Genomic DNA, 12,583 nt, shown 5'->3' with positions numbered 1-12,583 from the left:
ATGAGTGCGGACCTGGAGAAGCCGGCCACCGAGGTGGTCCTGTCGGCCCGGAAGGTGCGCAAGCACTTCGGGGACCTGGAGGTGCTGCGCGGCATCGACCTGGAGGTCAGGTCGGGGGAGGTGCTCTGCGTGATCGGCCCCTCCGGCTCCGGCAAGTCCACCCTGCTGCGCTGCTTCAACCACCTGGAGAAGATCGACGCCGGGCGGATCGAGGTGGACGGCGAGCCGGTCGGCTACGAGCCGCACGGCGCCTCCGGCAGCAGGCTGCGCGAGCGCCGCCCGCGCGACATCCGCCACCAGCGCGAGCGGATCGGCATGGTCTTCCAGCGCTTCCACCTCTTCCCGCACCGCACCGCGCTGCAGAACGTGATGGAGGGCCCGGTCGCGGTCAAGGGCCGCCGGCGGGAGGAGGCCGAGCGGCAGGCCCGCGAGCTGCTCGCCCGGGTCGGCCTGGCCGACCGCGCCGACCACTACCCGGCCCAGCTCTCCGGCGGCCAGCAGCAGCGGGTGGCGATCGCCCGGGCACTGGCCATGGAACCGACCCTGATGCTCTTCGACGAGCCCACCTCCGCGCTCGACCCGGAGCTGGTCGGCGAGGTGCTCGGGGTGATGCGCGACCTCGCCCGCAGCGGCATGACGATGATCGTCGTCACCCACGAGATGGGCTTCGCCCGCGAGGTCGCCGACCGGGTCGTCTTCATGGACCAGGGCGCCGTCGTGGAGGCCGGCAGCCCGGCCGAGGTGTTCACCGCCCCGCGGCACGACCGCACCCGGGCCTTCCTCTCGACGGTGCTCTGATGGGAGCGATGGGACCAGCGATGGCACAGATGGGAGCGGACGTGACCACGACCCCGGTCGACCTGCTGCTGCGCGGCGGCACCCTGGTGGACGGCACCGGGGCGCCCGCCCGCCCGGCCGACCTCGCCGTCGCGGACGGCCGGGTCACCGTGCTGCCGCCCGGCACCGCGGTGACCGCGGCCGAGACCCTGGACGTCACCGGACGGGTCGTCACCCCCGGCTTCATCGACGTCCACACCCACTCGGACGCGCTCGCCGCCCCCTTCGGCGGCGGCACCCACACCGACGGCGACGCCCTGGACGAGCTGCGGCTCGCCCCGCTGCTCCAGGGCGTCACCACCGAGATCAGCGGCAACTGCGGGATCAGCCTGTTCCCCGCGCTGCCCGAGCGGCTGCCCGAACTGGCCGGGCACCTACGGGTCTCCTTCGGCCTCGGGCCGGTGCTGCCCGCCGAGGACTTCGACGCCTTCGCCGCCGGCCAGCGGCCCGAACTGCGCCGCAACCACATCGCCTCGCTGGTCGGCCACGGCACGCTGCGCGCCGGGGTGATGGGCTTCGAGGACCGCCCGCCCACCGCCGAGGAGCTGGCCGCCATGTGCGAGCTGCTCGACCGGGCGCTGGGCCAGGGCGCGGCCGGGCTCTCCACCGGCCTGATCTACCCGCCCGGCGTCTACGCGGACACCGAGGAGATCGTCGCCCTGGCGAAGGTCGCCGCCCGGCACGGCAAGCCGTACGTCACGCACCTGCGCGACGAGATGTCCCAGGTGGAGAAGGCCCTGGAGGAGGCGCTGGAGATCGCGGCGCGCTCCGGAGCCCCGCTCCAGGTCTCCCACCACAAGACCGCGGGGCGGCACGCCTGGGGCGCCACCTTGCGCACCCTGCCGCGCCTGGAGCAGGCCCGCGCCGACGGCGTGGACGTGCTCTGCGACGTCTACCCGTACACCGCCGGCAGCACCGTGCTGCACGCGATGCTGCCGCCCTGGACCAGCGAGGGCGGGCCGGCCGCGCTGCTGGAGCGGCTGCGCAGCAAGGAGGTGCGGGACCGGATCCGCACGGACATCGCGAACGGCGTCGAGGGCTGGGAGAACACCGTCGGCAACGGCGGCTGGGACCTGATCTCGGTGGCCGCCGCCCCCGCCCGCCGTACGGCCGAGGGCCGCCGGATCGCCGACCTGGCCGCCGAGCGCGGCGCCGACCCGGTGGAGTACGTCTGCGACCTGCTGCTGGAGGCGCAGGGCGAGGTGACCATCATCAGCCACTCGATGCGCGAGGACGACGTCCGCCGGGTGCTGGCCAGCCCGCTGTCGATGATCGGCTCCGACGGGGTGCCCAAACCCGGACGCCCGCACCCCCGTTGGGCGGGCAGCTTCGCCCGGGTGCTCGGCCACTACGGGCGCGAGCAGGGGCTGCTGCCGCTGGAGCTCGCGGTGCACAAGATGACCGGCCTGCCCGCCGAGCGCTTCCGGCTGGCCGGGCGCGGGGTGGTCCGGGACGGCGCGATCGCGGACCTGGTGGTGCTGGACCCGGCGGCCGTCCTGGACGGCGCGACCTTCGAGCGGCCGCTGCTGCCGCCGGTGGGAGTGGAGACCGTGGTGGTGGCCGGGCGGGTCGCGGTGCGCGGCGGCCGGGCGACCGCGATCCGGGCCGGAGAGGTGGTGCGGGTCCGATGAGCCTCGCCCAGGTGGCGGCCGCCGCGCGCAGCTCGGCGGCGCTCCCGCTGACCCTCGCGGTGGCGGCCGTGGACGTGGACGCCGTCGGCCCGGCCGACGGCGCCGACGGCGGCTCGGTCGGCGCGGTCGGGGTGGACGACACCGTCGTGCTGCCCGTCGCCAGCGCCTCCAAGCTGCTGCTGCTCGCCGAGGTCGCCCGGCGGCTGGACACCGGGGAGCTGACGGCCGGGCGGCCGGTGGCGATCCTCCCCGAGGACGTCACCGGCGGCACCGGCCTGCTCGGCCGGCTGAGCAGGCCCGGCTGGACGGTGGAGGACCTGGCCTGGCTGACCGCCGCGGTCAGCGACAACACCGCCACCAACGCGCTGCTGCGGCTGGTCGGGCTGCCGGCCACCGCCCGGCTGGCGCGCGAGCTCGGGCTGGAGCGGCTCACCCTGCACGACCGGGTGCGCGACGAGCGCGGGCCGGACGTCCCGCCCGTCTTCGCCACCGGCACCGCCCGCGACCTGGCCCGCCTGGTGGCCCTCGCCGTCCGGGGCACCATGGCCACGCCGACGGCCTCGGCCCGGCTGCTCGGCTGGATGCGCGCCAACACCGACCAGGGCCTGGTGCCCGCGCTGATCGACCACGACCCGTACGCCCCCGGCTTCCCCGAGCCGCTGCCCGGCCGGCTGCTGGTCGCCAACAAGACCGGCACGGACACCGGGGTACGGGCCGACGCGGGCGTCATCGTGGGCGCCCGCCGGGTGGCCTACGCGGTCGTCGCGCACTGGGACGTGGCGCTCGGGCCCAGCACCGAACGGGCCGCCGTGCACGCCATCAGGGACGTCGGCCGCGCCCTCGCGGCCTGGGCCCAGCGGCCGGCCTGAGCCGGCTCGCCGCCGGCCTGATCCCCCGGCCCGGGCCGGGGGATCAGGCCCACCGCATGTCGAGCAGGGACCTGATCTCCCCGGCGGCGGCGCCGAGTTCGGCGAGGAAGTCCCGCAGCACCGGGTTGCGGTTGGTGGCCCGGGTGGCCACCCCGATCCGGCGGTGCAGCTGCGGGTGGTCCAGCCGGCACACGTGCACCCCGGCGCTGTCGGCCAGGCCGAGCGCCGGGATCAGCGCGACGCCCATGCCGGCCCGCGCGAGGTTGATGGTCACCTGGTAGTGGTCGCTGCGGCAGCGCACCCGGGGGCGGAACCCCTCGGCCGCGCAGGCGCGTTCGAGCACCGGCTCGCCGGTGCTGCCACCGTGGGTGCCGATCCAGCTCTCGCCCTCCAGCTCGGCCAGCCGCACCACCGAGCGCCGTCCGAGCCGGTGCCGCAGCGGCACCACGACCAGCTGCGGCTCCTCGAAGTACATCCGCACGTCCACCGCCGCCTGCCGGCACCACGGGTCCAGCGGGTGCTCGAAGACGACGGCCGCGTCCAGCCGGCCGGCCTCCAGGTCCGGGACCAGCTCGTGCGGCTGGCCCATGATGAGCTCCAGCTCCACCTGGGGGTGCCCGGCGGCGAACGCGGCCAGCGCCCGGGGCAGCAGGTCCAGCCCGGCGGAGGCGAAGAAGCCGATCCGCAGCACGCCGGCCGCGGCCTGGGCGTGCGCCCGCAGGTCGTCCTGGGCGACGGCCATCAGATCGGCGATCGCCTGCGCGTGTTCGGCCAGCCGGACCCCGGCCGGCGTCAGGCGCAGGGACTGCGGAGCCCGTTCCACCAGCGCGACACCCAGCTCCTGCTCCAGGCGGGCGAGCTGGTGCGAGATGGCGGACGGGCTCAGGTGCAGGGCCTGCGCCGCGGCCACGATGGTGCCCCGGCGGGCGATCTCCAGGAGGACGTGCAGTCGGGCGCTGTTCAGCATCGGCCCAGGTTAGAGGGTGTAGTACGCCGGCTGCGCGGCCACCGGTTCCCGGGTGCCGGCGGCGGCCACGTCCAGCCGGAGCAGGTCGTGCTCGGTCTCCCGGCGCACCACCAGGCGGGCCTCGCCGTCGCGGACGAAGACCACGGCGGGCCGCGGCAGCTTGTTGTAGTTGGACGCCATGGCGTAGCCGTAGGCGCCGGTCACCGGGGTGGCCAGCAGGTCGCCGACCCGCAGGTCGGCGGGGAGCGCGGCGTCGTCGATGATCACGTCGCCGCTCTCGCAGTGCTTGCCGACCAGCCGGGCGCGGGCCGGGCGGGGTGCCTGGGGGCAGCGGGGCAGGAAGGCCTCGTAGCGGGCGCCGTACAGCGCGGGGCGCAGGTTGTCGCTCATCCCGCCGTCCACGCTGACGTAGGTGCGCACGCCCTCGATCCGCTTGACGGTGCCGACCCGGTACAGGGTCAGCCCGGCCCGGGCGGCGATCGAGCGGCCGGGCTCGACGCCGACCTCGCCGCTCCAGCCGGCGCCGCGCACCGCCGCGCGGACCCGCTCGGCCCAGACGGCGAAGGAGGGGGCGCTCTGCCCACTCAGGTAGGCCACGCCCAGGCCGCCGCCGACGGTCAGCCGGCGCAGGCCGTGCTCCACCGCGAACCGGGCCACCGCGGCGGCGCCGTCGGCCAGTTCGGCCGGGTCGAGCACCTGGGAGCCGACGTGGGCGTGGACGCCCTCCAGCCGTACCGCGGCGGAGGCCTCGGCCCGGCGCACCGCGGCCGCGGCGGCGCCGTCGGCCAGGCCGAAGCCGAACTTGGAGTCGTGGCCGCCGGTCTGGATGGCCTGGTGGGCGCCGGCCGCGACCCCGGGTGCCACCCGCAGCTGGATCCGGGCCGGGGGCAGGCCCTCCTCGTGGTGCAGCCGTTCGATCCGGTCCAGCTCGTCGAAGCTGTCCACCACGATGTGGCGCAGGCCGACGGTCAGCGCGGTGCGCAGCTCGGCCTCGTCCTTGTTGTTGCCGTGCAGCACGATCCGCTCCGGGGCGACCCCGGCGTACAGCGCGGTGCGCAGCTCGCCGCCGGAGGCGACGTCCAGCAGCAGCCCCTCCTCGGCGGCGAGCCGGGCCATCGCGGTGCAGAGGAAGGCCTTGGAGGCGTAGGCGACGTTGCCCCGGCCGAAGGCGGCCACCGCCTCGCGGCAGCGGCGGCGCAGGTGCTCCTCGTCGTAGACGAACAGCGGCGTGCCGTACCGGCGGGCCGCCTCGGCGAGGAGCACGCCGCCGACGGACAGGCCCTCGGGGTGGAACTCGGCGGTGAGCGGCAGCAGGCCCGGATCGACGGGCGGCAGGGCCTGGTCGACGGGCGGCAGGGCCGGCGGCACAGGGGACACGGGCGACATGGGGGACAAGGCTTCCTCCCGGCAGGCTGTTGGCCCCGCCCATCCTCGGCCCTGCGGGAGGGGCTGAGAAAGCGCATTCTTCGGGCCCTGAGCAGTACCGAAACCGATGCTCGGGCTCCGCCGGAGGACCCTCCAGGGCTGTTGCATCTAAGCTTGCATCTATGGTGCTACGGTGTGCTCCATGGCCGACACCCCGCCCCCCGCCCGCGTCCCGGCCGCGGACCGCGCCTACGAACTGACCAAGGACCTCATCCTCGGCGGCGGCCTGCCCGGCGGCACGCTGATCAGCGAGGGCGAGATCGCCGAGCGCGCCTCGCTCAGCCGCACCCCCGTCCGGGAGGCCTTCCTGCGGCTGCAGGCCGAGGGGCTGCTCCAGCTCTTCCCCAAGCGCGGAGCCGTCGTGGTGCCGGTCGGCCCCGGCGAGGCCGAGGACGTGCTGGAACTGCGCGAGGCGCTGGAGAGCACCGCCGTGCGCCGGATCACCCGCCGCCCCGACGGCCTCGACGCGCTGGTCCGGCAGCTGTCCGAACTGATCGACCAGCAGCGCGGACCGGCCCGCCGGGCCGACCTCGGCGCCTTCGCCGACGCCGACGAGGCCTTCCACCGGGGCATCGTGACGGCCTCCGGCAACGAGCTCGCCGGACGGTTCTACGGGACGCTGCGCGACCGCCAGCGCCGGATGGCCGTCCAGCTGCTCCAGGTGCGGCCCGAGCGGCAGGCGGAGCGGCTGGCCTCGCTGGTCGAGGAGCACACCGTGCTCGTCGAGCGGATCGCGGCCTGTGACGCCGAGGGCTTCACCGCCGCCCTGCGCGCCCACCTGGACGCCCACCGGGCGGTCACCGACCGCTGACCCCCCTTCACCGCGCGCCGACGACCGTGCGCGCACACCCCCGACGGACCGCCGGGACCGACCATCCGACAAGGAGCAGCACCACCATGAGCACCACCCGGCCGCCGTCCGCCGGTCCCGTCGCACCGTCCGGCCGGGGGCGGCCGTGGCTGCTCGCGGCCCTGGCCATGCTCTGCTGCGGGTGGGGCGGCAACCAGTTCACCCCGCTGCTGCTGATGTACCGCCACCTCGGCGGCTACTCGGAGGTCACCGTGGACGCCTTCCTGGGGGCGTACGTCCTCGGGCTGGTCCCCGGGCTGCTGGTCGGCGGCGCGGCCTCGGACCGCTACGGGCGCCGCCCGCTGATGATCGGCGCGGTGGCCGTGTCGCTCGCCGCCAGCGCGGTGCTGTGCGGCGGCACCGCCGGTGAACTCCCCATCTACGCCGGGCGGTTCCTCACCGGCATAGCCGTCGGCATCGCGATGGCCGTCGGCACCAGCTGGGTCAAGGAGCTCTCCCAGGCCCCGCACGACCCGGCCGCCGACCCGGGCGCTGGCGCCCGCCGCGCCTCCCTCGCCCTCACCCTCGGCTTCGGCCTCGGCGCCGGGGTGGCCGGGGTGCTCGCCCAGTGGGGCCCCTGGCCGATGGTCACCCCGTACCTCGCCCACCTGCTGGTCACCCTGCCCGCGCTGTTCCTGCTCCCGAGGTCCGTCGAGACCCGGGCCCGCTCGGCGGCCGTCCGCAGCCTCTGGGCGGACCTCAGGGTCCCGGCGGCCGGGCACCGGCGCTTCGTCCGGGTCGTGCTGCCGATGGCCCCGTGGGTGTTCGGCTCGGCCGGCGTCGCGTACGCGGTGACCCCGCAGCTGGTCGGCGACCGGCTCGGCGACTGGTCGCTGGCCTACGCGACCCTGCTGACCGTCCTCACCCTCGGCACCGGCGCCCTCGTCCAGCCCTTCGCCAAGCGCCTGGACTCGCTCTCCTCGGCGCGCGGCGTCATCGTCTCCATGGTGCTGATGGCCTGCGGCATGGCCGTCTGCGCCGGCGACGCGGCGGTCCGCTCCCCGCTGCTCGGCCTGGGCGGCGCGGTCCTGCTCGGCGCCGCGTACGGGATCGGGGTGGTCTCCGGACTGCTGGAGATCCAGCGCATCGTCACCCCGGACGACCTGGCCGGCATCACCGGCGTCTACTACGCGCTCTGCTACTCGGGCTTCCTGCTGCCCGCCGTGCTCGCGGCGCTCTCCTCGCTGGCCTCCTACACCGTGATGCTCACCGTGGTGACGGCCCTCGCCCTCGCCAGCCTCGCCGTGATCGTCCTCTCCTCCCGCCGCCCCGCCCCGACCCCGGCGGAAGCCCCGCACTGACCTTCGTCCGCCGCTCTCCTGCCTCCCCGCCCGCTCCCGGGCGGGGAGGCAGAATGCGCTCGGTTCCGCCGAGAGCGGCCCGCATCCCTTCGGCACGCCCGTCCACCTCCCGGCGCCGTTCGACCTGGACCTCGACACCACTCGTCTGTAGGCGGTTCCTAGGCGCTCGCGCCGTCCGTCGGGCGGGCGTGGGCCGGGAGGCCGTTGGCGAGGTCCTCGACCAGGAGGCGCCAGGCGATGGCGTCGGCGGCGGCGCGCAGGCGGGGGCTGCGGGGGCGGCCGGCGTCGGCGTCGAGGCGGGCGTTGAGCCAGTCGGACCAGGCGTGGGCGAGGGTGCGGACCTCGTGGGTGCCGGCCTCGGTGAGGGAGAGGTGGTCGCCGTCGCGGAGCAGGTAGCCCTCGGCGGCCATCCGGTCGAAGACCGGCTCCAGGACCTCGGGCGGCACCCGCTTGCGGGCTCCGACGAGGTCCAGCGAGGCGTGACCGACGGCCTTGGTGTGGCCGGCCACCTCCATCAGCGCCCAGGCCCCGGCCAGGTCCACCCGGGTGCCGGCGCCGGAGACGATCGTCCGGACGGTGTCGAGGTCCACCCCTCGCACGAGCGTGGACACCGCGTACTCCAGGTGCGGGTCGGAGTCGGCGGTGGTCGGCTGGCCGAAGGCCTCGCCCATGTCGGTGGAGCCCGCCCGGGCGGTGTCGCGCAGCTGCACCTGTTTGAGGAAGAGCGACACCACGAAGCCGATCACGGCCACCGGGATGGTCCACAGGTACACGGTGTGCAGGGCGTCGGAGTAGGCCTGGACGATCGGCGCGGCCTGGTCGGCGGGCAGCTGGTGCAGGCCCTGGGGGCTCTGCGCGGCGTGGGTGAGCGCGGCCGGGTCGGCGCCGGTGAGCCGGGCTGCGGTGGCGATCCCGTCGGCGAGTTCGGTCTTCAGGCTGTTGGCGTAGATGGTGCCGAACACCGCCGTGCCGAAGGAGCTGCCGATGGTGCGGAAGAAGGTCACCCCGGAGGTGGCGGTGCCGAGGTCGGCGTAGTCGACGGTGTTCTGCACGGCGATGGTGAGCACCTGCATGCTCAGCCCGATGCCGGCGCCGAGCACGAACATGTAGAGCGAGGCGAGTACGGATCCGGTGCCGGGTTCCAGCCGGGAGAGCAGGTAGAGGCCGAGGGCCATCACCGCCGTGCCGACGATCGGGAACAGCCGGTACTGCCCGGTCTTGCTGACCGCGTTGCCGCTGGCGACCGAGGCGATCAGCAGACCGAGCACCATCGGCAGCGTCCGGACGCCGGAGACGGTCGCCGAGTCGCCGTCCACGTACTGGAGGAAGGTCGGCAGGAAGGTCAGCGCGCCGAGCATGGCGAAGCCGACGATGAAGCTGAGCACCGAGCAGACCGTGAACACCGGGTTGCGGAACAGCCGCATCGGCAGCATCGGTTCGACGGCCCGGGTCTCCACCCAGCAGAACAGGCCGAGCGCCAGCGCGCCGCCGACGAACAGGCCGATGATCACCCCGGAGCCCCAGGCGTACTGGTTGCCGCCCCAACTGGTCGCCAGGATCAGCGCGCCGGCGCCGGCCGCGACCAGCACGATGCCCAGGTAGTCGACGACCGGGCGGGTCGCCGAGCGGACGGAGGGGATGGTCCGGGCCGCGGCGGCGACCACCACGACCGCGAGCGGCACGTTGACGTAGAACGCCCAGCGCCAGGACAGGTGGTCGGTGAACAGCCCGCCCAGCAGCGGCCCGATCACCGTGGCGACGCCGAACACCGCGCCCATCGCGCCCTGGTACTTGCCGCGCTCGCGCAGCGGGATGACGTCCGCGATCAGCGCCATGGCGGTGACCATCAGGCCGCCCGCGCCGAAGCCCTGCACGGCGCGCCAGGTGATCAGCAGGGTCATGGAGGTGGCCAGGCCGCACAGGAACGAGCCGGCGACGAAGACGATGGCGGAGATCTGGAACAGCAGCTTGCGCCCGTACAGGTCGCCGAACTTGCCGGCCAGCACGGTGGCCACCGTCTCGGCCAGCAGGTAGGAGGTCACCACCCAGGACATGTGCGCGGCCCCGCCGAGGTCCGCGACGATGGTGGGCAGCGCGGTGCCGACGATGGTCTGGTCGAGGGCGGCCAGCAGCACGCCGAGCACGATGGTGGCGAAGACGACGTTCCGCTGCCGGACGTCCAGCACCGGAGGGGCGGAGGGCGTGGTCTCGGTGGCGACGGTCATGCCGTCAGCCTCCGGGGTACGGGCGGCGGTCGCGATCCGGTTCGGCCGTTCGGGTGACAGTGGGTGGAATCCGCCCGGGTGGCGGGCACAGGTGGGCCGGGCGACGATGATCCGAGCCAGGCCGACCGACGATCACCCGTCGACCCAGGACGCCCCATCGACCAGATGCCCCGTCGACCAGGATGTCGACCAGGAAGCCCCGGCCCCCGGGAGGCTCCCATGAACGCCGACCCCCCGCGCAGCACCACGAACCCCAAGCAGCCCGGATCCACCGCCGTGGGCGCCCGGGCCGCCGCCCGGCGTTGGCGGGCGCTCACCGTCTGCCTCGTCGCCGGCTTCATGACCCTGCTGGACGTCAGCATCGTCAACGTCGCGCTGCCGACCGTACGGGTCGGGCTGCACATGTCCGACAGCGGCCTGCAGTGGGTGCTCAGCGGCTACGCGCTGGCCTTCGGCCTGGTGCTGGTGCCCGCCGGGCGGCTCGGCGACGCGCGCAGCCGGCGGGCCGTCTTCCTCGCCGGGCTCGCCCTGTTCACCGTGGCCAGCGCGCTCGCCGGCGCGGCGCAGAGCCAGGAGTGGCTGGTGCTCGCCCGGCTGTTCCAGGGCGCGGCCGGCGGCGTGCTGGTGCCGCAGGTGTCCGGCTTCATCCAGGTGCTGTTCCAGGGCGCTGAGCGCGGCCGGGCCTTCGGCGCCCTCGGCGCGACCATCGGGCTGTCCACCGCCGTCGGACCGCTGCTCGGCGGGCTGCTGATCCAGGCCGTCGGCCCGGAGAACGGCTGGCGCTGGGTGTTCCTGGTCAACCTGCCGATCGGCGTCGCCCTGCTGCCGATCGCCTACCGGCTGCTCCCGGGGCCGCCGCCCGCCGACCAGCGGGCCGGGCACCGGGACTTCGACCCGGTCGGCGTGCTGCTGCTCGGCGCCGGGACGGTCTCGCTGCTGCTGCCGTTCGTCCAGGCCCAGCAGTGGCACGGCTGGGTTCGCTGGCTGCTGCTGCCGCTGGCGGCGGTGCTGCTCGCCGTGTTCGTCGGCTGGGAGCTGCACTACGGGCGGCGGCGGGAACCGCTGGTGAGCATGGCACTGTTCGCGGTGCGGCCGTACGCGGCGGGAACGCTGCTGTCGCTGGTGTACTTCGCCGGGTTCACCGCGATCTTCTTCATCTTCACGCTCTACCTCCAGGCGGGCCTGCACTACTCGGCGCTGACGGCGGGCCTGGCCGTCACGCCGTTCGCGGTCGGCTCGGGGGTGTCCGCGACGGTGGGCGGGCGGCTGGTGAGCCGGCTCGGGCGGCGGTTGGTGGTGGCCGGACTGCTGCTGGTGCTGGCCGGGCTGCTGGCCTCGGCGCTGGCGGTGCAGCTGTGGTCGGGGCCCCGCGTGGGCTGGACGACGGCGCTGCCGCTGCTGGTCGCCGGGGCGGGCAGCGGGCTGGTGATCGCCCCGAACCAGACGCTGACCCTCCAGCAGGTGCCGGTGGCCCGGGCGGGCAGCGCGGGCGGGGTGCTGCAGACCGCGCAGCGGGTCGGGTCGGCGGTGGGCATCGCCGTCGTCGGCTCGGTGTTCTTCGCCCATGCGGCCGGGCCCCGCCCGGACTGGGCGCTGGCCTTCCAGCTGGGCGTGACGGTCGCGGCCGGCCTGGTGCTGGTGGCGCTGCTGGTGGCGGTCGCCGACATGGCCTCGGGCCGGGGCAGCTTCCGGGCCGCCGGGCCGAGGTTCGGGGACGGGCCGCGGGTGGGGGACGGGCCGCGCGGCGGAGACGGGCAGAGCCGCGGAGACGGGCCGTGACGGGCGCCCGGACGGACTTCCTGGCCGCCGCCGCGGCAGCCGAGGAACTGCTGCGCCGCCCGGAGGTGGCCCGGGCCTGGCGGCTGCCGAGCGCGCTGGCGCAGTGGAGCGTCGGCGGGCTGGCCGGGCACCTGGCCTACCAGGTCCTCTGCGTGCCGGAGGTGCTGGCCGCGCCCGAACCGGCGGAGCCGGTGGTCGGGCTGCTGGACCACTACGCCCGGTCGGCCTGGGTCGGCGCCGCGCTCGACGCGGACGTCAACGTGCGGATCCGGCAGGGCAGTGAGGCCTTCGCGGCCGACGGGCCGGCCGTGCTGCACCGCCGGCTCGCCGCCGTACTGCCGGAGCTCGCGGACACCCTGGCGGCGGCGGACGCCACCCGGTCCGCCCGGCTGCCGTTCTGGGGCCCGTGGGCACTGACCCTCGACGACCTGCTGGCCACCCGGACGATGGAACTCGCCGTCCACGGCGACGACCTGGCGGTGAGCGTCGCCGTGGATGGACCCGAACTGCCGCCGGAGACCGCCGAGTCGGTGATCGGCCTGCTGGCCCGGCTGGCCGTCCGGCGGCACGGCCGGGCGGCCGTGCTGCGGACGCTCAGCCGGGCCGAGCGGGCACCGGGCAGCATCGCGGCGTTCTGAGCTGCCGTGCTTCGCGCTGTGCCGCGTTTCGCACCGTGCCGCGTTTCGCGCTGTGCCGCGC

Annotated in this window: 10 protein-coding genes; 7 read left to right on the top strand and 3 right to left on the bottom strand. The window is 75.4% G+C overall.

From position 1 onward, the window contains the following. The 3 genes from ACGF13_RS23365 to ACGF13_RS23355 are packed head-to-tail and all read left to right on the top strand — an operon-like array spanning position 1 to position 3,337. Complete coding sequence (locus ACGF13_RS23365) at positions 1–798, top strand: amino acid ABC transporter ATP-binding protein (protein ID WP_392878211.1); 798 nt, start codon at positions 1–3, stop codon at positions 796–798. 41 nt (positions 799–839) lie between these two features. Next, complete coding sequence (locus ACGF13_RS23360; protein WP_392878080.1) at positions 840–2,468, top strand: amidohydrolase family protein; 1,629 nt, start codon at positions 840–842, stop codon at positions 2,466–2,468. Beyond that, positions 2,465–3,337, top strand: coding sequence for a serine hydrolase (locus tag ACGF13_RS23355; protein ID WP_392878078.1), 873 nt, complete (start codon positions 2,465–2,467; stop codon positions 3,335–3,337). Before ACGF13_RS23360 ends, ACGF13_RS23355 begins: the two co-directional genes overlap by 4 nt. 43 nt (positions 3,338–3,380) lie before the next feature. Here ACGF13_RS23355 and ACGF13_RS23350 read toward each other — a convergent pair whose 3' ends face one another. Both ACGF13_RS23350 and lysA read right to left on the bottom strand, forming a co-directional pair. Beyond that, the gene (locus tag ACGF13_RS23350; RefSeq protein WP_392878076.1) at positions 3,381–4,304 is read right to left on the bottom strand and encodes a LysR family transcriptional regulator; all 924 of its coding nucleotides are present in this window, start codon (positions 4,302–4,304) and stop codon (positions 3,381–3,383) included. Between the two features lie 9 nt (positions 4,305–4,313). After that, positions 4,314–5,681: a diaminopimelate decarboxylase gene (lysA, locus tag ACGF13_RS23345; RefSeq protein WP_392878075.1), complete on the bottom strand. Its 1,368-nt coding sequence runs from the start codon at positions 5,679–5,681 to the stop codon at positions 4,314–4,316. A gap of 190 nt (positions 5,682–5,871) precedes the next feature. Here lysA and ACGF13_RS23340 point away from each other — a divergent pair, with 190 nt between their 5' ends. After that, positions 5,872–6,540: a GntR family transcriptional regulator gene (locus tag ACGF13_RS23340; RefSeq protein ID WP_392878073.1), complete on the top strand. Its 669-nt coding sequence runs from the start codon at positions 5,872–5,874 to the stop codon at positions 6,538–6,540. 86 nt (positions 6,541–6,626) lie between these two features. Further along, positions 6,627–7,880: an MFS transporter gene (locus ACGF13_RS23335; protein WP_392878071.1), complete on the top strand. Its 1,254-nt coding sequence runs from the start codon at positions 6,627–6,629 to the stop codon at positions 7,878–7,880. Positions 7,881–8,038: 158 nt separating this feature from the next. On the opposite strand, the gene ACGF13_RS23330 is transcribed toward ACGF13_RS23335, so the two are convergent. Next, a complete protein-coding gene (locus ACGF13_RS23330; protein ID WP_392878070.1) occupies positions 8,039–10,105 on the bottom strand; it encodes an MDR family MFS transporter in 2,067 nt (688 codons plus the stop codon). Between the two features lie 219 nt (positions 10,106–10,324). On the opposite strand from ACGF13_RS23330, the gene ACGF13_RS23325 reads away from it, so the two are divergent. Both ACGF13_RS23325 and ACGF13_RS23320 read left to right on the top strand, forming a co-directional pair. Further along, the gene (locus ACGF13_RS23325; RefSeq protein ID WP_392878068.1) at positions 10,325–11,884 is read left to right on the top strand and encodes an MFS transporter; all 1,560 of its coding nucleotides are present in this window, start codon (positions 10,325–10,327) and stop codon (positions 11,882–11,884) included. Next, positions 11,881–12,522: a maleylpyruvate isomerase N-terminal domain-containing protein gene (locus ACGF13_RS23320; RefSeq protein ID WP_392878066.1), complete on the top strand. Its 642-nt coding sequence runs from the start codon at positions 11,881–11,883 to the stop codon at positions 12,520–12,522. Before ACGF13_RS23325 ends, ACGF13_RS23320 begins: the two co-directional genes overlap by 4 nt. Positions 12,523–12,583 lie beyond the last annotated feature (61 nt).

Origin of the sequence: Kitasatospora sp. NPDC048286 (assembly GCF_043201735.1) — a bacterium.
GTDB lineage: Bacteria > Actinomycetota > Actinomycetes > Streptomycetales > Streptomycetaceae > Kitasatospora.
The sequence above is the reverse complement of the archived record's forward strand: the minus strand, read 5'-3'. Positions and strand labels throughout refer to the sequence as shown.